16 protein-coding genes, 1 tRNA gene and 1 pseudogene are annotated in these 21,269 nt (G+C 66.5%); 13 read left to right on the forward strand and 5 right to left on the reverse strand.

The window, feature by feature from the left end; genetic code table 11:
- The first annotated feature begins 21 nt into the window (after positions 1 to 21).
- Complete coding sequence (locus LZC95_22555; GenBank protein ID WXA99585.1) at positions 22 to 1,671, forward strand: amidase; 1,650 nt, start codon at positions 22 to 24, stop codon at positions 1,669 to 1,671.
- Here the strand turns inward: LZC95_22555 and LZC95_22560 are convergent.
- Positions 1,668 to 2,573 (reverse strand): LysR family transcriptional regulator, encoded by a 906-nt coding sequence (locus LZC95_22560; GenBank protein ID WXA99586.1) that lies wholly within the window; start codon positions 2,571 to 2,573, stop codon positions 1,668 to 1,670. The two genes, LZC95_22555 and LZC95_22560, sit on opposite strands and share 4 nt — an antisense overlap.
- Positions 2,574 to 2,640: 67 nt before the next feature.
- Between LZC95_22560 and LZC95_22565 the strand changes: the two genes are divergently transcribed.
- Positions 2,641 to 3,063, forward strand: a complete 423-nt coding sequence (locus LZC95_22565; GenBank protein WXA99587.1) for a nuclear transport factor 2 family protein — start codon at positions 2,641 to 2,643, stop codon at positions 3,061 to 3,063.
- Here LZC95_22565 and LZC95_22570 read toward each other — a convergent pair.
- Positions 3,038 to 6,028, reverse strand: coding sequence for a carboxypeptidase regulatory-like domain-containing protein (locus LZC95_22570; GenBank protein WXA99588.1), 2,991 nt, complete (start codon positions 6,026 to 6,028; stop codon positions 3,038 to 3,040). The two genes, LZC95_22565 and LZC95_22570, sit on opposite strands and share 26 nt — an antisense overlap.
- A gap of 99 nt (positions 6,029 to 6,127) precedes the next feature.
- Between LZC95_22570 and LZC95_22575 the strand changes: the two genes are divergently transcribed.
- Both LZC95_22575 and LZC95_22580 read left to right on the forward strand, forming a co-directional pair.
- The gene (locus LZC95_22575; protein WXA99589.1) at positions 6,128 to 6,976 is read left to right on the forward strand and encodes a hypothetical protein; all 849 of its coding nucleotides are present in this window, start codon (positions 6,128 to 6,130) and stop codon (positions 6,974 to 6,976) included.
- A gap of 50 nt (positions 6,977 to 7,026) precedes the next feature.
- On the forward strand, positions 7,027 to 7,581 hold the full coding sequence (locus tag LZC95_22580; protein WXA99590.1) for a hypothetical protein: 555 nt from the start codon (positions 7,027 to 7,029) through the stop codon (positions 7,579 to 7,581).
- 483 nt (positions 7,582 to 8,064) lie between these two features.
- On the opposite strand, the gene LZC95_22585 is transcribed toward LZC95_22580, so the two are convergent.
- Positions 8,065 to 8,147 (reverse strand) — tRNA-Leu (locus tag LZC95_22585).
- Positions 8,148 to 8,301: 154 nt separating this feature from the next.
- Here LZC95_22585 and LZC95_22590 point away from each other — a divergent pair.
- A complete protein-coding gene (locus LZC95_22590; protein WXA99591.1) occupies positions 8,302 to 9,648 on the forward strand; it encodes an amidohydrolase family protein in 1,347 nt (448 codons plus the stop codon).
- Here the strand turns inward: LZC95_22590 and hutH are convergent.
- Complete coding sequence (gene hutH, locus LZC95_22595; protein ID WXA99592.1) at positions 9,590 to 11,179, reverse strand: histidine ammonia-lyase; 1,590 nt, start codon at positions 11,177 to 11,179, stop codon at positions 9,590 to 9,592. The genes LZC95_22590 and hutH overlap by 59 nt on opposite strands.
- Positions 11,180 to 11,575: 396 nt before the next feature.
- Between hutH and LZC95_22600 the strand changes: the two are divergent.
- The 6 genes and pseudogenes from LZC95_22600 (at position 11,576) to LZC95_22625 (ending at position 17,446) form a co-directional block, all read left to right on the forward strand.
- Positions 11,576 to 11,728 (forward strand): annotated as a pseudogene (locus tag LZC95_22600) (biotin/lipoyl-binding protein).
- A gap of 38 nt (positions 11,729 to 11,766) precedes the next feature.
- Entirely contained in the window at positions 11,767 to 12,768 is a 1,002-nt protein-coding gene (locus LZC95_22605) for a D-cysteine desulfhydrase family protein (protein WXA99593.1), read from the forward strand.
- Complete coding sequence (locus LZC95_22610) at positions 12,765 to 13,439, forward strand: hypothetical protein (GenBank protein ID WXA99594.1); 675 nt, start codon at positions 12,765 to 12,767, stop codon at positions 13,437 to 13,439. Before LZC95_22605 ends, LZC95_22610 begins: the two co-directional genes overlap by 4 nt.
- 18 nt (positions 13,440 to 13,457) lie before the next feature.
- On the forward strand, positions 13,458 to 15,020 hold the full coding sequence (locus LZC95_22615) for a tetratricopeptide repeat protein (GenBank protein ID WXA99595.1): 1,563 nt from the start codon (positions 13,458 to 13,460) through the stop codon (positions 15,018 to 15,020).
- Positions 15,017 to 15,700 carry a CDP-diacylglycerol--glycerol-3-phosphate 3-phosphatidyltransferase gene (gene pgsA / locus LZC95_22620; protein WXA99596.1) on the forward strand — a complete coding sequence of 228 codons (684 nt, stop codon included), beginning with the start codon at positions 15,017 to 15,019 and terminating at the stop codon, positions 15,698 to 15,700. Before LZC95_22615 ends, pgsA begins: the two co-directional genes overlap by 4 nt.
- 84 nt (positions 15,701 to 15,784) lie before the next feature.
- Complete coding sequence (locus LZC95_22625) at positions 15,785 to 17,446, forward strand: hypothetical protein (protein WXA99597.1); 1,662 nt, start codon at positions 15,785 to 15,787, stop codon at positions 17,444 to 17,446.
- 186 nt (positions 17,447 to 17,632) lie between these two features.
- On the opposite strand, the gene LZC95_22630 is transcribed toward LZC95_22625, so the two are convergent.
- A complete protein-coding gene (locus LZC95_22630; GenBank protein ID WXA99598.1) occupies positions 17,633 to 19,327 on the reverse strand; it encodes a glycosyltransferase in 1,695 nt (564 codons plus the stop codon).
- Here LZC95_22630 and LZC95_22635 point away from each other — a divergent pair.
- On the forward strand, positions 19,250 to 20,524 hold the full coding sequence (locus LZC95_22635; GenBank protein ID WXA99599.1) for a glycosyltransferase: 1,275 nt from the start codon (positions 19,250 to 19,252) through the stop codon (positions 20,522 to 20,524). The two genes, LZC95_22630 and LZC95_22635, sit on opposite strands and share 78 nt — an antisense overlap.
- Entirely contained in the window at positions 20,478 to 21,212 is a 735-nt protein-coding gene (locus LZC95_22640; protein WXA99600.1) for a polysaccharide deacetylase family protein, read from the forward strand. The genes LZC95_22635 and LZC95_22640 overlap by 47 nt, the downstream gene beginning before the upstream one ends.
- Positions 21,213 to 21,269: the final 57 nt, after the last annotated feature.

The raw sequence follows: 21,269 nt of genomic DNA on the forward strand, positions 1-21,269 counted from the left end.
ATCTGGTATCGTGCCGAGCCCATGGATCGACGGACGTTCCTCGGCGTGACGATTTCGGGCATTTTGGCGCAATTTGGGAGTGGCTGTGCCCGGAGCGGGGTCACGCCGTCCCTCACGAGCGCGCCGCGGCCGCGCGGACTCGAGCTGGAGGAAGCCTCCATCGCCGATCTGGCCGGGCGCATGGCGCGCGGCGACTGCTCGTCGCGGGAGCTAGTGGACGCGTACCTCGCACGCATCGAGGCCGTCGATCGCAAGGGGCCGGCGCTGAAATCCGTGCTCGAGATCAACCCGGAGGCGCAGGCCATCGCCACGCGCCTCGACGAAGAGCGGCGCAGCAAGGGCGCACGCGGGCCGCTGCACGGCATACCGCTGCTCGTGAAGGACAACATCGATACGGGCGATCGCATGCAGACGACCGCAGGTTCGCTGGCGCTGCTCGGGACGCCCGCCCTGCGCGATGCCCATGTGGTGGCGCGGTTGCGGGACGCCGGCGCCATCATCCTGGGCAAGACGAACTTGAGCGAGTGGGCGAACATGCGCGACTCGCACTCGGTCAGCGGGTGGAGCGCCCGCGGCGGGCTCACGAAGAATCCCTACGTGCTCAATCGCAACACGAGCGGCTCGAGCTCGGGCTCCGCGTCCGCCGTCGCCGCAAACCTCGCCGCCGCGGCCATCGGCACCGAGACGGACGGATCCATCGTGAGCCCGGCGCAACTCTGCGGGCTCGTGGGCCTGAAGCCCACGGTGGGCTTGGTCAGCCGCGCGGGCATCATCCCCATCGCGCACTCGCAGGACACGGCCGGCCCCATGACCCGCACCGTGGCCGACACCGCGATTTTGCTTGGCGCCATTGCCGGCGCCGACCCGCGCGATCCCGCGACGAGCGGCGCACGCGCCGAACGCGACTACACGCGATTCCTCACGCGGGACGGTGCCCGCGGTGCGCGCATCGGAGTGCTCCGCGGCGAGCGCTGGATGACCCCTGCCCTGATGGCCACCCTGGATGCGGCCATCGCGGCGTTGCGAAAGCTGGGCGCCACGGTCGTCGAGATCGAAGCGCACGCGCCCGAGGAAGCCGCACGCGCCGGGGCCCGCGCGCTGGGCGATATTGCGAAGGCCGTGGAAGCCCCCGAGCTGGAAGTGCTGCTCTACGAGCTCAAGGCCGACATGGCGGCGTACCTGGCCACGCGCACGAACCAGCCTTTGCGCACCTTGGACGATCTGGTGAAGTTCAACGTGCAGCGCGCCCGCGAAGAGATGCCCTGGTTCCGGCAGGATCTCTTCGACCGCGCCCTGCAAAAGGGCCCGCTCGACACACCGGCGTACCGCGAGGCCTTGGTCGCGTGCCGCAAGCTCGCGCGCGAAGAAGGTATCGATCGCACCGTGCGCGAGAACAAGCTCGACGCCATCGTCACCCTCACCGGCGGCGTGGCCTGGGTCACGGACTTCGTGCACGGCGACGCCATCACGGGCTCGATGTCGACGTTGGCCGCGGTGGCCGGCTACCCGAGCATCACCGTCCCGTGCGGTGCCGTGCACGGACTGCCGGCGGGCGTTCTCTTTTTCGGCCCCGCGTGGTCCGAGCCTGCGCTCTTGCGCATCGCCTACGCGTACGAGCAAGCGACGCACCTTCGCACGAAGCCGACGTTCCTTCCGAGCCTCGAGAACTAGGCGAACCTCGCTCCGATCGCGAGCACGTGCTTGCGCAACCAGATCGATCCCGGATCGACCTGGGCGCGCGTCGGATGGAACATGATCTCTTCGAACGATCCCGGATCCAGCGGGGGTTGGACGGCATCGAGACCGAGCACGCCCCCGAGCACCTCGATCTGCCGGCGAGGGACGACGGCGATCAAATCGGAGCACGAGACCATGTGCAGCGCTTGCAGATAGCTCGGCACCACGAGCGCAATGCGGCGCTCCACACCGTTCTCGCGCAGCCACGTATCCACGGGATCTTCGCGCTGGCCGCGGCCGTAGACGGCCACGTGTGGCGTCGCGAGAAAAGGCTCCATCTGCCCGATACAGGCGCGCTCCGGGTGATCCTTGCGGATGGCGATGGCATCGGTGTCCGAAAAGAGGCGCTGGCCGTGGAAGCCAGGAAATTCCGACCCGGTACAGGCGATCACCAAGTCGATCGTGCGCGCGAACTCGGCGGTCATCACGCCCGGTCCACGCCAGGGCGCTACGTCCACGCGAACCCTCGGAGCCTCGCTGCGAATGCGTTCGCGAAGCGGCGGCAGGATCAAGTTGAGAACGTGGTCGGGCATCATCACGCTGAACCGGCGCTCGCTCATCGCTGGCTCGAAGGTGTCGGCCACGAAGAGCCCCTGCACCTGAGCCAGCGCCTCCGACAACGGCACGCGTAAGGCCTGCGCGCGGGGCGTGAGCTCCATGCGCGAGCCCACGCGCACCAACAAAGGATCGCCCATGATGTCCCGCAGGCGCTGCAGGGCGTGGCTGGTCGCAGGCTGCGAAAGGCCCACGCGCTGCGCAGCGCGGCTGACGCTCTCCTCGGAGAGAAGAGCCTGGAGCGCTACGAGAAGGTTGAGGTCGAGCGAAGCAAGATTCATGGGACGAAAGGACTCTATGCCACCTATGGATTGGAGCCGGCGGCGCCCGTTGTCCATGCTTTGGCGCATGGAATCGAACGAGAACAAGCGACTCTTGCAGCATGTTTATGCGGAACTGGCCAAGGGCAACTCGCGGCCGTTGGTGGAGTCTTTGGCGGACGACGTGCGCTGGACGGTGCCGGGCACGACGAAATGGTCCAAAACCTACGTGGGAAAGGAATCCGTACTCCGCGATCTTCTCGCGCCACTTCGGGCGAAATTCGCGACCCCCTACAAGGCCACGGCGACTCGCTTCATCGCCGAAGGCGACTGCGTCGTCGTGGAGGCACGCGGCGATGTCATGACCAAGAGCAACATGCCCTACAACAATGCCTACTGTTTCGTGTACCGCTTCGCCGAGGGCAAGGTGCGCGAGCTCGTCGAATACGCCGACACCGAGCTCGTCACCTCCGCGCTCGGCGATCCTACAGAGGCTTCGCCGCCTGGATGACCACCTGCCCGCCCCGTTTTAGCCCGAGGGAAATGCTCGTTCCCTCGGGCACGTTGCTCAAGGAACGATAGAGGTAGCCGTTCGGGCCGACGACGTCCTGCCCGTCCACGCTGACGATTTCATCGCCCACCACGAGGCCGGCCTTCGCCGCGGCGCTGCCCGGCCGCACCACGCTCACGATGTTGCGCGCCTGCTCGAGATCCGCGTCCGGCGAGCGCTCTTGGAGGACGAAGCCGAGATCGCCGCCCATGTCGAATCCTTTGGTGCGCTTGCGCGGCGCACGGAGCGGGGCAACCTCGTTCGTTCTTCCCGCGTCGACGGTGAGCGGAACGTAAATCGGGGAAAATTCCGAGCCGCGGAAGTCATTGGGGTATGCGCTCACGATGACGCGCCCCGCGGGACAGCGCTCGATCTCGAATCGGCCCTCCGCATCGGTGACATTTTTGCGGTCCTGGTCCCCCATCGAACCGCCCATCGACATCATCCCCGACGAGCCTCCTTTCGCCGGCCGGGCGAAGACGACCATGCCCGGAATGGGTTGCCCGTTGTCGAGTGCAACGACGCGGCCGCGCAGGGTGGCATTGCCTTCGAGCTCGAGGCGCAAGCCTTCGCGCTTGGCCCCTTGCTCGAGTTGCACTTTGGTGAGCGCGCGTCCCTCGGCGGCCTCGGCGGAGACGACGAAGTCGCCCGCCGGAAGATCGCGCAGCGCGAAGGCGCCGCCCGTGCGGAAAAAGCTTTCGTCGCGCGAGACGCCCGTTTTCTCGTCGCGCAAGGTCACCGAGAAGCGTTCGGGCGACGAGCCTTTGCTCCCCACGACGACGCCCGAGATGGATCCCGTCTGGCGAATGGTGAGCGTGACCTCCGTTCCCGCGCGCACCTTTTCGGCCATCGTCTCGCCACCCCCTTTGCGGAAGGCGCGCACGGTGTACGTTCCCGGGGACAGCTTCGTGAGGGTGAAGCGCCCGTCGAGCTCCGTGAGGACGGGCGTGCGACGGCCCCAGGCCCATCGCATCGAGCGACCGGCCTGCCCCTGCGCCTTGCTCGCACTGTCCGATTCACGCTCGGCGTCGACGAAGGCGTCGGTGACCGGCTGGCCGCCGTCGTCGACGACGCGGCCGCGGATTTCGTCTTTTTGGGACTCGACGACGACCTTCACGCGGGCCGTTTCCCCGGCCTTCACCGCCGTGGAGACACCTTGCACGTCGTCGTCTTTGGTGCCGGGGGCGCGCATGGCCGACCAACCGTGGGAGGCGGAAACGCGGTAGTCGCCCGGGTTGATGCCCTTGAGGGCGAAGGTCCCATCGTCGCGCGTGGACGTTTGGTTCCAGCCCCACGAGCTGCCCTTCGCCTGCACGTTCGCGCCCGCGACGGGTGCACCCGATCCATCGACCACGGTGCCTTCGATGGAGCCGCCGGCGGGAAGCGTAATGCGCAATCCGCTCACGTCGCGATCGACTTTGACGTCCAGCGGCTCCTTGGGCGTGGCGATGCCTTCACGCCGCACATCGACGCTGTACGTACCCGCGAGCAGGCCCCGGATGCGGAAGCTTCCATCCTTCTCGCTCTGGGTGTTGCCCCACCCGGTACGGCTGCGCGGATCGCGGCCATCGCCTCCGCGGGTGCGCGCGAAGAGCGTTACGCCGGCCACGGGCTCTCCTTTGGCGTCGACGACGACGCCGCTCATGGAAAGCCCCGCGTTGACCTTCCACACGAGGCCGTCGATGTCCTTTTCGGCGAGCGTGATGGGTTCGTACTTGTCCTCGAGCGCCGCGTCCTTGCACCAGACTTCGACCTGGTACGTGCCGGGGAGCAAGGCTTCGACACGCACCTTGCCGTCGTCGTCGGCCTTGGCCCAGCGGAACTCGCCCTTGCCTTTTTCGGAGAGGTTCACCGCGCCTTGTGGACAGCCTTTGCCGTCGCTGAACGTGATGCGGCCGCTCACGGTGGCTGCCGGGTGGGCTTCGATGAGCACCTCGCCGGACGTCTCGCCCACGCCAAGGAGAACGCTCTCGCGGGCGGTGCCCCATCGATGCGGCGTTTTCGCATCCGGCTTGTAGCGGCCGGGCTCGAGCCGCGAAATGCGAAAGCGCCCTTCCGCATCGGTGAGCGCCGTGTGCTCTCCTCCTCCGCCGGGGCCGAACATGATGGCGTTCCCATTCGCGGACACGCGCGCTCCGGCCACGGGCGTGTCGGTGCCCGCCTCGACGACGCGACCTTGCAGCACCGATTCGGGCGTGAGCGCAATCTCGATGAACTGCCCTGGCGCGACGCCATCCTTCGAGCCATCGGCGTATCCCTCCGCCGTGGCCTGCGCGGAGATTCGGCCCGGCGAGACCCAAACTTGCCACTCGCCCTTGCCATCGCTTTGCGCCACCGCATTGGCGGCGCCTTCTGGACCAAACATGGCTTGGTCGGTCGACAGCACGGTCACCAGCGCACCGACGACGGGACCACCCGAGATGTCCTGCACGCGCCCGCGGACCTGCACGCCGCCCCCGGTGAGAACGAGATCGATGTTCTCGCGTGCCTCGCCCGATGCCAAGGTGAGCGCGCGTCCTGTCTTCTCTGCGTTGACCCAGCGTGCGGGCTGGTAATTCACCGCCGACGCGGTCACCTCGTAGCTTGCGACGAGCAGGTCGTCGATGCGGTAGCGCCCATCGGCACCCGTGGTCACGCAACGCGGAACGCGCTTGTCGACCGAGACGAGGCGGTCCGACGAAGCGAAGGCGCAGACTTGGGCTCCGGCAATGGGCTTCGCCGCCGTGTCGGTGACGCGCCCCGAAACGCTGCCGCGCGACAGATCGCGATCGCTCGCGGTGACGTCGGAAGCGGTGGACTCGGGTGCAGCAGGATCGCCTCGCTCGCCCGAAGCCGCCACGTCGCCGCGATGGCGGAAGCGATACACGGCGAACGCGAACAGCACCGCAGCCAGCGCGCCCAAGGCGATCCACGTGCGTCGATTCATCGCTTGCCCTCAACGCGGGACGAGGCCAGCTATTCCGTAGCGCGGAGCGTCGCTGCAAAGCGGCATGGGCGGCCCGGTTCGTGATACAAGGTGTGCCCAATGCGTCCGATATGGCTGGGACTGGCTCTCGCGACGTGTGCCTTCGCGGTACCGGCAAGCGCCAAAAACGCGTCGAAGTCGACGCAGACGAAAAGCGCAAAGCACGCTTCGAGCAGGCCGAACAGCTCGAGCAGCGATGACGCGGAGGGGCCGAAAGATTGGTGCGCGCCCGAGGTCACGGAGCTGGAAGAGCACGTCTGCTACTTCGATGGCGACGATCCGGCGAAGTCCGAGGGACACCATACGCTGGTGATTTATCTCCATGGCTCGCTGGCCACGACCCCCGGTTTTGCGTGGCTCCAACAGCGCTCGATGGCGAACTACGCGAAGCGCCACGGCTTCACCGTTCTTCTGCCGACGTCGCCGAAGAACGCCGCGGGCAACGGGTATTTGTGGCCCACGTCCATCCCCGCGCAACGCGAACACGAAGCCAAGGTGCTCGCCGACATCCAACGCGAACGCAAAGAGCTCGCAAAGCGCGTGGGCCACGACTTCGACGAGACATTCGTGGTCGGCTTCTCGAGCGGCGCCTACTACGGGAGCGGCGTCGCCGTGCGCGGCGCCCTCACCGACATCGACGGCTACGTGATCCTCGCGGGCGGCGCCTCCCCCGGCCAACACCTCGCCGCCACGAAAAACCGAGCCCCGATCTTCGTCGGCGTCTCCGCCTCCGATCGCCAAACCGCCGACGACTCCCGCCGCTACGCCCACGCCTTGGCCGCCATGGGCTGGCCCCACCGCGTCGAAGAACGCCCCGCCGGCCACACCGTGGACCCGACGTTCCTGTCGCAAGCCCTCTCCTGGCTCCGCACCAAGACACGCAACACCGCGCACCGCACGGGGGGTTGATCGCCAAATCGTGTACACCTTAAGGTGAGCGACACGTAGGGGAGGCCGAAATGCCGAAGGGGCCAAAGCTTGGTCGGGAAGATTGGCGCTGCGTCTTGGATCGGCTTTCGGCGGAATTGGCGGACGGACCTCCCAGTCAAATCATCGCTATTGGAGGCGTAGCATTTGCCTTCGCTTTTGATTCACGAAGAACGACACAGGACTTCGACGCCGTGCTGGACCCCGCCGATGCACCGCGGATCCTCGCAGCCGCGGACAAAATCGCCCCGGAGTTTGGGCTGCCTTCGGGGTGGTTGAACGAGAGGGCCAAGCACGCGGGTCTTCTACCACCTCAAGTTTCAGGCGACGTGCACCTCCTGTTGAAGGTGGGCTGCATCGACATTTTGATACCAGGCGCTGAGCAACTGCTCGCCATGAAATTGATGGCGTTTCGAGATGAAACTGACCGCGAGGATGCCCTGATCCTGCTGAGAACGATGAACACGGCTGGACTCGATCTGGAGGACGTATGGAATCGCGTTGGCGGCTTCGTCCTCCCCGCGAAGCGACATAACACCAGGCTCAATCTTGATGACCTATGGGAGCTGATTAGCGAGGCGATCTAGCGGTCCTGTCTTTGCGGGCTCGTTGCGCCGTTAGCAGCCCGATCGTATAGATCAGGGTAAATGGTTTCGCCGCATGCCTCTCCAGCAATGTCTCTGACCGAGAGGGTCGTGGCATTAGTGCGAGCCGTCATGTCCGGAGACAACCTAGCCGCGAGACAATGGGTCAAGGATGCGCATCGGGAGCATCTGGACATGTCCGCGCTACCGCCCCCACCCGAAACCTTTGGTCGCAACGAGCGTGCAACGTACGCTGCACTCGCAGAGCTACTTTGCGAGCGAACTCAGCGGCCAGCACCTGCGTGGACGAAAGCCGTGGGTCCCGCAGAGTCTCCCGTGTACCTAGATGGCGGTGCGGCGAAGAGTGCAAAATTGCGCATCTTCTTAGAGCGAACGGCTCCCGAACCGCTGAAGCGTCGCCGAGTCTACGCGATGCGCGGCTACCTCGACGTGCTCTGACGTCACCACGTCTCGCCTTTGCGGCGGTGGCCCCTGCGGGACTCGAACCCGCACGCCCTTTCGAGCCGTGAATTTTAAATTCACTGCGTATGCCATTCCGCCAAGGGGCCTTGTCGGTGGTTCCTCCTATAGCAGGACCTCAGGTGTCCATGTTGGTCGGAAGTGTCGCGAGTCGTCGCGACTGTTGACGGCAAGGGGTATCGCGGGCTTTTTGGCACCATGAGGGCGGCTTGTTCGAAAGGCGTGCGACGGCTTTTGTTCGGAATGTTGACGCTTGGGGGGCTCCTCGGGGGCTGCCAGGCGCATGTGGCGGCGGCCAAGCCACCGGAGAGTGCGACGCTGGGGCGCATTCGTGGGATCCGGGCGGCGCGGATGTTCGACGCCAAGGCCGGACGCATCGTGAACAACGCGGTGGTCCGGATCGAGGGAGACCGCATCGTTTCGGTGACCGAAGGCGCACCGGCGGATCCCACCGTCGTCGACTTGGGCAACGTCACGATCATCCCTGGAATGATCGATGCGCACTCGCACATTCTCTCGAACGGCGACAAGTCTTATCTGGAGATGCTCGTCGAGAAATCCGAGGCGTACCGCACGCTCGAAGGCGTCGCCAATGCTCGCAACGTGCTGCGCGCTGGGTTCACCACGGTACGAGACTGCGGCAACGAAGGGCTCATGTATGCAGACGTTTCCCTGCGCGATGCGATTGCCAAAGGGCTCGTGGAGGGACCGCGCATGTTCGTCGCCACACGCGCCATCGCGGCGGTCGGCGGGTACATGCCCTTTGGCGTGTCGCCCGATCTCGCGCACCCTCCTTCCGGTGCCCAGTTCGTGAGCGGCGTCGAGGAAACGCGGCGAGCCGCCCGTGAACAGATTCAGCATGGCGCGGACTTGCTCAAGCTTTATGCGGATTTTCCCGAGGGCTGGGGTACCTTCACCGTCCACCCCACGCTCACCGTCGACGAGATGAAGGCCGCCGTCGATATCGCCCACACCGCTGGCCACAAAGTCGCGGCGCACGCCACCTCGAAACAAGGGATCCGCAACGCCATCGCAGCAGGCGTCGACTCCATCGAGCACGGAGAGAACGCCGATCCGGAGATCCTCCGACTCATGCGCGATCGCGGCGTCGTCCTCGTTCCCACGGTCGCCGCCCTGGCAAACCTCCTCGCCGACGCCCCCGCCAGCGGCCTACGACGCGAGCGCTACCTCAAACGCATCGCCAATAGCCCGCGCCTCGTGCGCGACGCACGCGATGCTGGCGTCAAGATCGCGGCAGGTTTCGATGCCAGCGAATCCGCCGACGACGGTCACAACGCCATGGAGGCCATCATGCTCGTGGCCTACGGCCTCTCACCCGTGGAAGCCCTCCGCGCCGCCACGTTGCGCGGCGCGGAGCTCATTGGGTGGGATGACCGCATCGGCTCGATCGAGAAAGGCAAAATCGCCGACTTGGTCGCCGTCGAAGGCGACCCGACCAAGGACATCCACGCCCTTGGTCACGTCACCTTCGTCATGAAAGACGGCGCCGTCGCTTGGGACGTGCGCGACGTCAGTGGAGCGTCCCTATCTCCGACTCGACCGCGCGGGCCAGCTCGCCCGACGCGATGAGCGCCGACACCGCCGCGATGTCCTTGTAGAGCGGCCGATCCTCGGTCAGAGGCGCCACCAATTCGCGCACCTTGGCATGCGCCGCGCGCACACCGCGGCTCGGCGTCAGCGGCTTTCGCTGGTCGAGCCCCGCCGAGGCGACCATCGTCTCGATGGCAATCGCGTTGCGCACGTTGGCCACGATCTCCCGCAGCTTGCGCGCGCTCACGCTCCCCATGCTCACGTGGTCTTCCTTGCCCGCCGACGACGGAATCGAATCCACGCTCGCCGGATGGCACAGCACCTTGTTCTCACTCACCAGCGACGCCGAGGCCACCTGCGCGATCATGAAGCCCGAGTGAAGGCCGCTGCCCGGCGCCAAAAACGGCGTCAGCCCCGTCGAAAACGCCGGGTTCACCAGCTGCTCCACCCGGCGCTCGCTGATGTTCGCCAGCTCGGCCACCGCCATCGCCGCGAGATCCAGCGCCAGCGCCAGCGGCTGCCCGTGGAAGTTGCCGCCGCTGATGATGTCCGGCTCCCCCTTCTCGTCCAAAAAGACGCTCGGGTTGTCGGTGACGCTGTTCACCTCCCGCTCGAGCACCGAGCGCACCCAGCCGAGTGCGTCGCGCGTTGCACCGTGGACCTGCGGCATACAGCGAAGGCTGTAGGCGTCCTGCACCTTGCCGCAATCGCGGTGGCTCTCCATGATTTCGCTGTCCGTGAGCAGCGCGCGCAAATTGCTCGCCACCGAGGCTTGCCCCGGGTGCGGACGCGCCACCTGCAGCCGCTCGTCGAAGGGACGTTTCGTCCCCTTCAGCGCCTCCAGGCTCATCGCACCCGCGATGTCCGATGCCGTGCACAGGCGCTCGGCCTCGAGCAACATCAAGGTGCCCAGCGATGCCATGTACTGGGTGCCGTTGATGAGCGCGAGCCCCTCCTTGGCCTCCAGCGAAAGCGGCGCAATGCCCACCATGCCCAGCGCATCGGCGCCCGGAATGTGCACGGGGCGGTAGCCGGCCTTGGGGTCGGCGCTCGCCCGCACCGAGGCTTCGACCGACGCCTCGCCTTCCCCGATCATGGCCAGCGCGAGATGCGCGAGCGGGGCGAGATCGCCCGAGGCGCCCACCGATCCCTGGGACGGAATGCGCGGGTGCACACCTTTATTGAGCATCTCGATCAGCTGCTCGACCAGCACCGGGCGCACGCCGGAGTGCCCGATGGCCAGCACCTGCGCGCGCAGCAGCATCATCCCGCGCACCTCGGCAATCGACAGATCGGGGCCGACGCCGGTCGCGTGGGAGCGCACCAGGTTTCGCTGCAGCGCACGAATGTCGTTGGCACCGATGCGCGTTTCGCTCAGCGCACCGAAGCCGGTGTTGACGCCGTAGATGCTCGGCGCATCATCGCCTTGGAGGGCGACGCGATCGATGGCCGCGCGCGATGCAACGACTTTTGCGCGGGCTTCGGGGTGGAACTCCACGGCGCGCCCCCGGAGGGCGACGTCTTCGAGGTCTCGCAGAGAAAAGGGTTTGCCGACGAGGACAGCGGACATGGATAGCCCAATAGCGCAGGCAACGCTGGCCGACAAAGACTCCTTCGGGTAACGTCCGTCCGCGCCATGCGTTATTACGTCTCCCTCGATTCTGCGGCGTCCCCCGACAGCCAACCCGTCGAGGTCGACGTCACCGAGTTGCCCAGCGGCGAGCTGCAGGTTCGCATCGGAGGCGAGCTCGTCGACGTCGACCGGGTCTCGCTCCCTGGACGCGGGCTCATTTCCGTGCGCGTCGACGGCCAGGTCGTCGATCTCACGACGGAAGGCACCCCGCCCGACGTCGGCGTCGTCGCCAGCGGGCACCGCTCCTACGTGCGCGTCGTGAGCGAACGCCAGCGCGCCGCCGACGCTGCGAAGAAAGCTGGTGGCGGCGCCGGAGAGAAAATCGTCAAGTCGCCCATGCCCGGCCGCGTCGTAAAAGTGCTGGTCCAAAAAGGCGACGAGGTCGCCGCAGGGCAACCGCTCCTGATCATCGAGGCCATGAAAATGGAAAACGAGCTTCGCGCCAAAGCGCCCGGCACGGTGGCCGAGGTGCACGTCACCCCCGGAACCGCCGTCGAAGGCAGCGCCAAATTGGTCACGTTCGCGTGAGGCCCCGCATCCCTCTGGTTCATGCGCCGACCCCCATCGTGCGCTCCAAAGCGCTCTCGTCGATGCTTGGCGTGGAGCTGTACATCAAACGCGACGACATCACCGGCGGCGCCGAGTCGGGCAACAAGCTGCGCAAGCTCGAGTACCTCTTGGGCGACGCCCTCGAGCGGCGCACCACCTGCGTACTCACCTGCGGCGGCGCCCAATCGAACCACGCCCGCAGCACGGCCATCGCCAGCGCGATGCTCGGCTTGCGCAGCATCCTCTTTCTGCGCACGGGCGAAAACCCCGACGCGCTCCGCCGCGACTACACGGGCAACGTCTTGCTCGATCGCCTCGCCGGCGCGGAAATTCGTCCCGTTTCGGCCGATGAATACCGCGATCGCACGCGCATCATGGGCGAAGCCGCCGAAGCGTTGGTCGAGGTGGGTGAACGCCCGTACGTCATCCCCGAGGGCGGCTCCAACGGGCTCGGTGCCTTCGGGTACGTCGAGGCCATGCGCGAAACGCGCATGCAGCTCGAGCACGGAATCGCGGGCGGCGCAGCGGCCTTCGACCTGGTGGCCCACGCGTGTGGCTCCGGCGGCACGGCCGCAGGCGTCGTCTTGGGCGCCGCCGAATACGAGGTCGCGCACCACGTGTGGACCTTCGCCGTCTGCGACGATCGCGCCCATTTCGAGCAGCAAATCGCCCGCGTCGTCGCCGAGGCGCGCGAGCTCGAGCCCTCGCTGAGCCGACTGGCCCCCCTCACCATCGACGACAGCGCCAAGGGCCCTGCCTATGGCGTCATGAGCGAAGAGCAGCGCGCGTTCTTGATCCGCGTCGCGCGCACGAGCGGCATCCTGCTCGACCCTGTTTACAGCGGCAAGGCGCTGTTCGGCCTCGCACAAGCCGTCGCCCGCGGAGCCATTCCGCGCGGGGCGCGCGTCCTGTTCATCCACACCGGCGGCCTGCCCGGTCTCCTCGCACAAGGGGCCAACTTCGAAGGCGCCTTGTGAAGGCGCTCGCGCAGGTGGCCAAGCCGCTGGCCTCGGCCCTTGCGCTGCAGGCGGGCATCCTCCTCGTCGGCGCCCTGCTCCATCGCAACGCCATGGGCGCGGCTGCCGTGCAAGCCGCGGCGGCCGAATTCGGCTCAGGGCAATTCGGAGTCGCCTGGTCCACTCCGCTGGAAAAGGCACCGCCCGCGAAGGCCATCGCCCTGCGGGCCCTGCGCGGTGCGGGCTATGCGCTCGGTTTGGCCGTGGTTCTCGTGGGATTGGCCCTCGTCACCCGCGCGGCCACGTTCCACGGGGCCGCCCAGATCGGAGTGCTTCCTCTCATTAATGGGCTCATTGTCTCCGTGCTCCTCGCCGTGCGTGACGAGCTCATTTTGCGAGGAATGGTGCTGCGCGCCCTCGACGGGGCGGTCCCGCGCGCGGTCGAGCTCGTCGTTTGCGGCCTCGTGGCTGCGGCCGCGGCGTGGGGCTCCAAGGAAGGCGCCGGGGCCCTGGAAATCGTGGCCGCCGGCGTGTTCGGCGCAGGCTTCGCCGCTCTTTGGAAGATCGACCGCGGGGCCTGGATGGCCTGGGGGGCCAACGCCACGTTCCACTTCGTCATGACGACCCTAACGCACGGCGCCGTTTTCGATGTTCGCGTTGCGCAAGGTACCTGGGCGCAGGCCGTCCTCTAAGGGTAGGATCCGTCGGTCATGGATGACAGCGTTGGACGACGCAGCCCCCGATCGCTCAGCCCGGAGCGTCGCGCGTCCGCGCTTCCGCGTTCGGATCACACGCACGATCCCGCAGGCGAGGAGTTTCTCTTCCACCTTTTCCGCGGCAGCGAGCTGCTTCAAGACAGCCGCGTGCACGAGGCCAAAGAGGAGCTCGAGCAGGCCCTCCTCCTTCAGCCGCGCGATCCCAAAGGGCAGGATCTGCTCGCCGTCGTCTACTTCCGCATTGGCCACTACCCGCGGGCCATCCAGATCTACGAGCAGCTCAAACGAGACCATCCCGGGCGCGCGTCGCTCAGCCTCAACCTTGCACTGTGCTACTTGAAAACCGGCCAGGCGCAGCTCGCGCGCGAGGAGCTCGAAGAGGTGGTGCGCCTCTCCCCGGAGCACCGCCGCGCGTGGGGCTACCTGGGTCTCGCCTACGAGCGGCTCGGTGACTACGACAAGGCGGAGCTCGCGTTCGAACGCGGCGGACACTCCGCCATGGCCCGCCGCATGATGCAGCGGCGCGGCGGGCGGCCTTCCATCGCGGCCCTCTCTTCGGAGCTCGGGTACTCGATGCGGCCCTCGGATCCCACGCGCGATTCGTACGAGCCGCCGCGACGCTACAGCGAAAACGGCAAGCCGCCGAGCCTCGGCGCCGTCGAGACACCTACCCCCGCCGGCGCGACGCCAGCGCCCCATAGCGAAGCCCTCGAAGACGTGCGCGCCGCCGCCGCGGAGGCCTTCGAAGAGCTGGACGCGGGCGAGCTCTCGTTCGTCCTGGCTCAAGCCGAAACGCGCCGCCCCGACGGAGAGATGTGGCACCCGGTGGAAATCGGCGAAGCCATTCGCTTTCCCGCGCACATGCCCGGGCCGTCGAGCCTTCCCATTCCCGCGTCGGCCCCCGCCCCGTCCCCGAGGTCCGTACCGCAGATCCTCGCCGCCGCGCGCATCGCGGCCTCCGTGGATCGGAGCATTGCAGCCGCACGCAATGCCGGACACGTCGTCGTGTCCCTCGCCAAGCGCGAGAACGAAGAGACCGCGCACGCGTTCGCGGTCCGCTTCGATGCGCTGCGCAGCTACACCGGCACGCTCGCCGCGAGCGTCCTCGAACGGCGCGGGCGCGGTGCCTGCGATGCATTCGGCGGCATCTCCGCCACGGTGATGCAGGTCACCGGCGATGGACTCCTCGTCCTCGCCCCACGCGCGGGCCGCAGTGCCCTCGCCTCCACCCTCGGCGAAGACGACGTCCTCTTTTTGCGCGAGGATGCGATTCTCGCGTTCGATCTCACCATGCCCTTCGAGAACGGAAAGATCCTCCAGGATCCCATCTTCGTCGCGCAGTTGAAGGGCCCAGGCCCCGTCGCCTTCGAGTACATCGAGCCGCTCACCACCTTGGAGGTCACCCCCTCGCATCCGGCGACCGTGCGTAGCCCTTCGGTTCTCGGTTGGATGGGCCGACTCGTTCCCGAGAGCATCGCACCGGGAGAAGCACCGGGTGGGGTGCGGGGTCTCATCAGCTTCGCGGGCACGGGAACCGTGTTGGTCGCCGGACGATGACGGTCGAACATACCCCCGGTTCCAAGGCCACGGTGCCGCGGGACATCAAAGAGCAACGAAAGGAACACCGCCGCACCCTCGCCCAGGACGCGGTGAACCTTCCGAACCTCCTCACGATGGCCCGCATCGTGATGATCCCCGTCTTTCTCGTGCTGCTGGATCGTCAGACGCCGCTCGACTGCTTTTGGGCCGCCATCGTCTACACCCTGGCCGCCCTGACCGACGCGCTCGACGGCTACTTGGCCCGCAAAATGGGCGTGGTCAGCGTCCTCGGAAAGTTTCTCGACCCGCTTGCCGACAAGCTCATCGTCATGGCCGGCCTGGTCTGGATGGTCCCCATGGGCCGAATCCCCGCCTGGGTGGTCGTCGTGCTCCTCGGCCGCGAAATCAGCGTCACCGGGCTGCGCAGCGTCGCCGCCAATTCGGGCGTGGTCATCTCCGCCGGTCGCGAAGGCAAAACGAAAACGGCGCTGCAAATGATTGGGATCATCGCCCTCGTCCTGGGTTACCCCTATCATCTGGCGTACTTGGGTATCGATCTCGGCGTGGTCGACCTGGTCCACGTCGGGCGCTTGCTCGTGTATCTTTCGCTTGTCTTTTCGGTCGCCAGCGCCGCCCAGTACTTGCAGCTTTTCGGGCAGGCGGTCGAAGCCAAAGAAAGCAACCTACGCGACCATTGAAGCCCAAAAACCCGGATATGCGCGCACAGTCTTTGCTCTGGCTTGCGCTCCGTTGCGAGCTACACTCGCGTCCGCGTTGAACCAATGACGACGCACGCCACACCGCAAGCCTCCGCAGTCCCCAAGTCCGGCCTCGATGCTGCGGATCTGGGCGCTTCTGCGCGCTCGTCGAGTCCGGCGGCGGAGCCAGCCGCGCGAAGCCGTTGGTCATGGATGGGCTTGGGGTTCGTCGGGGCGCTCGGCATCCTCGTTTTCTGGGCGTTCGACGCACTTCCCTTCCAGGACCTGCCGGCGCACGCAGGCCTCATTGCATTGCGTCATCGCTTCGCGGAGTCGCCCTTCGACCAGCGCTTCTTCGTGTTGGCGCCGCACCTGGGGCCGTACTCGCTGTTTCGGTTCATCGGCGAGCAGGTCACCTCGATGTTCGGGCCGATTGCCGCGGTGCGCACGCTCGGAACCTTGCCCCTCGTGGTGACACCCGCGGCGCTCCTTTTCGCGCGTAGGCGGTTGCACGGCGACATGTCGCCGACCATGGGGTTCATGGGCATCGTCCTCTCGTTCGGGCTGATGACCCTTCTCGGCTTCGCCAGCTACCTGCTCGGTCTGGCGGTCATGCTGTTCGGCCTGACCTTGTGGCTCGAGCTTTTGCTCGCCGCCGATCGCGGGGAAAACACGATCGCCAAAGAGCTGGTCATGCTGGCGGCGGCGCCGCTCATCTTCATCGCGCACGGCCACGCCTTCATTCTGTTCCTGGTGTTGGCAGGGATTGCCACCATCGTGACGGGCCGCCGGCGCCAGCGTCTACTGCGGCTGCGCACCCTCGTTCCGGCGCTTTCCCTCGCGGCGTACGTCGCTTGGTTGGAGCGTGCCTCGACGACGCCGCCGGGCTCCGTGCACGTGAGCGCCGCGAGCCTGGAGCCCCATTTTCAAGGGCCGTACGACAAGTTCACCTTGCTCATCACGCCCACGTTGATGACGCGAACCGGCATCGACTTCGTGATCGGCTGTGTGGTTTGGCTGCTGGTGATCCTCTGTACCGTTGCCACGGTACGGAAGCTATCGAAGCCGGATGCCGCGGCGTTCGCGACCGAAGGTGACGGCAGCAGCATCCACACGCGCGCCCTCGTGGCCGGGGCCGTGGTCATTGGCGCCATGTTCCTCGTGCTTCCGCATGCCATCGGCTGGTTCGGCTTCGTCGATGGCCGCCTGGTGCCGCTGGTTCTCTTTCTCTGCCTGATGGCGATTCGGCGGCCCTCGCTGGATCGTTGGCTCGCAAGCTCGCTGGACCGGATGGCGCCGGCCCTCGCCTACGGCGTGGCGGTGGTGGCCCTGGTGGCGTCGTACCGCTTTCAAAACGAAGCGCGCGGCTACCACGAGATCCTGGCGGCCGTGCCCAGTGAGGCGCGGGTCCTCAATGTGCCGCTCGATCCGAACAGCGACATTTTCACGGCCCACCCCTTTACGCATTACGACAAGCTGCTCTTGGCCGAGCGTCCCACCGTCGTGAGCGACATCTGGTTCCACCAAGGTTCCGCGCTCTACCCGACGAAGGAGAACCCCGCCTTGCGGTTGCCTTCGACCTACAGCGAGAGCGATCTCCACGGGGTCGACTGGGCGGCCTATCACCTCGAGGACTGGGACTACGTGCTCATTCGCACGCGCCCCGAAGCCTCCACCCCCGCCACGCCGGACCGGCTTTCCCTCGCCGAACACCGCGGCGGCTGGTGGCTTTACAAGTCACTGTAGACGCGAAGCAGACGCGAAGCAGACGCGAAGCGTGCGCCGGCATGGAGCGCCGGCATCCTGCCGGCGGTTAGCCGGCTTCCAGCCGGCGCCGCGATCGCCGCGAAAAAGAGCCACCTGGAAGGTGGCGGACCGCCGGCAAGATGCCGGCGATCCATACCTAGCGGTTCCTTCGTTTCGCGGACTTGCTCAGGTGCTGATCTGCGGGTGCTTCACGGTCTTCTTCTGCTTCTCGCTCTCCTTCGCGGGGCGAAGGTGGCCGAACAGGTACAGACCGCCCATGAACGTCGTCCACGGCCGGAAGTAGCGGAAGGTCGTGTACCACTGCAGCGCCTTCGGGCGCTCGGCCACCGGGCGAAGCCCGCATGCGGCCGCGTGGTCCTGCGCATGCTGGAAAGCATCCGCGATACGCTCCTCGACGACGCGGGGATGCGCGCGCTCCCGCGCCACCTTCGCGGCCGTTTGACCGAGACGGCCACGCCGCTTCGGATCGCGGATCAAGCCGAGCGTCGCCCGGGCGAAGGCCTCGTCGGCCTCGTCGACGCCCGCACCGCGGTTGCCCGGGGCGAGGAGCACGCCGTTGACGCCGTCCTGGATTTGCGCGCTGACGCCCATTCCGTCGGCAAAGGCAACGGTCGGCGTGCCGCACCAGAGCGCCTCGCCCATGACGTTGCCGTAGGTTTCGCTGAGCGACGCGTGCAAGAACAAATCGGCGTACGCGTAGTAATCCGCCATCTTCGAGAACGGCACCTCGCCCGGGAAGAACACCCGATCGGCCACGCCCTGTTCAACGGCGACGCGCTTGTAGTACTCCGTGTCGGGTCCCTGCCCGAGCAAGGTCAACGTCGCATCCGGCTCCGCCTTGGCAATGTGCCTCGCGAAGATGCGAATCAGCCGGTCCTGCGATTTTTCACGGGTGTGGCGCCCGGCGCACAGGAGGCGCGGGCCGCGGGAGAGCCGGCCATTGCCGAGGTGCTCGTAGGGGTCCGCCCCGAGCGGCTTGTCGAACATCTCCGGCTGTACGGCGCGCGGAATCACGTGGATGGGCGCGGTCACCCCACGCTCACGCCAGTAGCGGCGCAGCCCCTCGGACAGCACCACGAGGCCATCGCTCTCGTTGTAAATGCTGGCGAAAAGCTCCTCGTACGGCCGGCGCAGGAACATCTCCAAGCCGCCGTGGACCGCCTCGATCTTCGAGAGCTTCTCGGGCAGCAGCACGTCGTAGGCGGCCGCGAGGTGCGTCGTGTTCACGATGAGGAGCGGGATGCCCTTCATGCGGCGCAGCCATAGGCCGAATTCGACCAACAGCGACGTCGTCTGCGCGAAGACGATGTCGAAGTTCCAACGATCGGCGTCGTACACCCACGATGCAAGTGGAAGTGGGATGTGCACGCCTGGATACGTCTTCAGTGGGAGACTCGGAAGCGACACCGTACCCGGTGCGAGTTCCTCCGGTCTGGCATCCGGATCGTGTGGACCGATGACTGTGACTTCGTGACCACACCGACGCAATTCCTGATACAGAAAGCGTGTCTGAAACGCTGCACCGTTGGCGTACGGGATCCGAGTGAAGTCACTGAGAATCGCCACCCTCAAAGGCCGCCCCTGTCGCGCGGCCAAACGCGCGAACGGCGGGAGCTCCTCGAGGACCGATTCCTCCTGCTTTCTCGGGGAAATCTGGGAGGCCGGCGCCTTGGATGTTTCACCCTTGGCTACCGTTTTTCCGTGCAATCGCACGACGGTTGCGCTCGCATCGACCGGACGGACTTGCGCCGAATCCGGCATTTCACTTGCGGAGTCGCGGGCATGAAGGTCATCGACGTGACCGAGTTCTACTCGATAAGGGGAGGCGGGGTTCGAAGCCATCTCTCGGAGAAGGGTCATATTTCGTGCCAGCTGGGCCATGACCACTGGGTGGTCGCGCCGGGGGAGAAAACCACGCTCCAGGTAGTGGAGAAAGATGAAAATGCAACCGGGCAGAGCAGAGTAAACTATGTAGGTGGACCTGCGCTACCTTACGACCCCACGTACCATTTGTTGTGGCGCGTGGATGCGGTCCACCGTCTCGTTCGTCAAGAGCGGCCGGACGTTTTGGAGATTCACTCGCCCTACGTCGCGGCGGCGTCCTCCCTATCCATCCCGCGTAAGTACTTCGGTATCCGCACCTTCGTCTGGCATGCGGACTTCATCGATACGTACCTGCGCGGGCCTCTCACGCGCAGGCTCTCCCCGTCGACGGTGGACGTGGTGGTCGAGCCGCTCTGGGCGTGGATCCGCGCCATTGCGAGCGGCTGCGATGCGACCTTCGCCGCTTCGCGCTGGCAGGCGGAGAAGCTGACCGCGCACGGCGTCCCAGGGGTGACGTACCTCCCCTTCGGCGTGGACAAGACGCGCTTCAAGCCGGGCGCGCGCAGCGAGAGCGTCAAGGCGGAGATCCTCGGCCCGCGGGCGTCCACGGGAGGGCCGCTTTTGGTCGCCATCGGCCGCTTCGCCATCGAGAAGCGATGGGACGTCGTGCTCGATGCCTTCGCCGCCCTGCGCGAGGAACGCCACCTCAAAGGCCTGCCGGCGGCGACCTTGGCCATTTTCGGCGACGGCCCCGAGCGCGCGGCGATGCAGGCGCAGGTCGCCGGCTGCAACGATGTGCTGTTCTTCGGCTTCGTGAAGGACCGAGAGCGCCTCGCCAGCGTGCTGGCCAGTGCCGATGCCTTGATCCACGGCTGTCCTTACGAGACGTTCGGTCTAGGCATCGCCGAAGCCGTGTCGTGCGGACTTCCCATCGTGGTGCCCGACGAGGGGGGCGCGGCCGAGCAAGCATTGCCCGGCGCCTCCGAGATTTACCCCACGGGGGATGCCACCGCGTGCATGCATGCGACCCAGCGGCTCCTGGCGCGCGATCGCACGGAGGTGTTCGCCTACGCACGGCGGGCAGCGGACCTCGTTCCGAGCGTCGAAGATCATTTCAAGCGCCTCTTTTCGATGTACGAGGACTTGTCGAAGAAACGACGTCAGTCCCCACCAAGGAAAAACCGCCGTGAGCGTTCACGTATCGATCCACGACGTTTCGCCCGCATTCCGTAGCGAAATCGAGTTTGCTCTGGAGATGTCGCACGCGCGCGGCATCAAGCCCGCGCTTCTCGTCGTTCCGAATTTCCATGGTGAGCATCCTCTGGAGGAGGACGCGTCGTTCTGCGGGTGGCTTCGCGATCTGCAGGCCGACGGCCACGAGATTTTTCTCCACGGCTTCTTCCACGCCGCGGGCGCCCCTCGCCTTCGCGACGACGGCCGTCCCGGGGGCACCTTCTCGCGGTTCTTCGCCCAACGCGTCGTCTCCGGCGGCGAGGCCGAGTTCAGCGACGTCTCCGCCGACGAGGCACGCGCCCGCCTCGCCGAAGGCGAGCGCATTCTGTCCAAGGCGGGGCTGCACATCGACGGGTTCATCCCGCCCGCCTGGTCCATGCCTCCGTGGATGCTCGACATCCTGGCCGAGCGCCGCATCGCCTACACGGAGGACCACCTTTACATGTACGCCCCCTCCGCCCGCCGCAAGAAGCCGAGCCTCGTTCTCAACTACGCCAGCCGCACCCCGAGCCGCCTCTTCTCCAGCGTTGCCTTCTGCCGCATCGCCAAGCCGGCCAAAGCCTTGCTCCCCGCCCGCATCGCCATCCACCCCGCCGACATGCGCTTCCGGCTCCTGCGCCACGAGGTACAGCACTTGTTGAAATGGGCGGAGGGCGACACGGTGGAGAGGGCGACGGCGTTGGTCTGAGCGGGGGCGGCTAAAAGACGTGCACGAGCGCGTGCGCGTGCACGAAGACGAACACGT

The sequence above is a fragment of the Sorangiineae bacterium MSr12523 genome (assembly GCA_037157775.1).
Lineage (GTDB): Bacteria > Myxococcota_A > Polyangia > Polyangiales > Polyangiaceae > Pendulispora > Pendulispora brunnea.

Coding starts and splice junctions, on each gene's coding strand:
- LZC95_22560 (WXA99586.1), bottom strand. CDS start 2,573: ATGAATCTTGCTTCGCTCGACCTCAACCTTCTCGTAGCGCTCCAGGCT.
- LZC95_22630 (WXA99598.1), bottom strand. CDS start 19,327: ATGACCCTTCTCCGAGAGATGGCTTCGAACCCCGCCTCCCCTTATCGA.
- LZC95_22555 (WXA99585.1), top strand. CDS start 22: ATGGATCGACGGACGTTCCTCGGCGTGACGATTTCGGGCATTTTGGCG.
- LZC95_22570 (WXA99588.1), bottom strand. CDS start 6,028: ATGAATCGACGCACGTGGATCGCCTTGGGCGCGCTGGCTGCGGTGCTG.
- LZC95_22565 (WXA99587.1), top strand. CDS start 2,641: ATGGAATCGAACGAGAACAAGCGACTCTTGCAGCATGTTTATGCGGAA.
- LZC95_22615 (WXA99595.1), top strand. CDS start 13,458: ATGGATGACAGCGTTGGACGACGCAGCCCCCGATCGCTCAGCCCGGAG.
- hutH (WXA99592.1), bottom strand. CDS start 11,179: ATGTCCGCTGTCCTCGTCGGCAAACCCTTTTCTCTGCGAGACCTCGAA.
- LZC95_22575 (WXA99589.1), top strand. CDS start 6,128: ATGCGTCCGATATGGCTGGGACTGGCTCTCGCGACGTGTGCCTTCGCG.
- pgsA (WXA99596.1), top strand. CDS start 15,017: ATGACGGTCGAACATACCCCCGGTTCCAAGGCCACGGTGCCGCGGGAC.
- LZC95_22625 (WXA99597.1), top strand. CDS start 15,785: ATGACGACGCACGCCACACCGCAAGCCTCCGCAGTCCCCAAGTCCGGC.
- LZC95_22580 (WXA99590.1), top strand. CDS start 7,027: ATGCCGAAGGGGCCAAAGCTTGGTCGGGAAGATTGGCGCTGCGTCTTG.
- LZC95_22635 (WXA99599.1), top strand. CDS start 19,250: ATGAAGGTCATCGACGTGACCGAGTTCTACTCGATAAGGGGAGGCGGG.
- LZC95_22590 (WXA99591.1), top strand. CDS start 8,302: ATGTTGACGCTTGGGGGGCTCCTCGGGGGCTGCCAGGCGCATGTGGCG.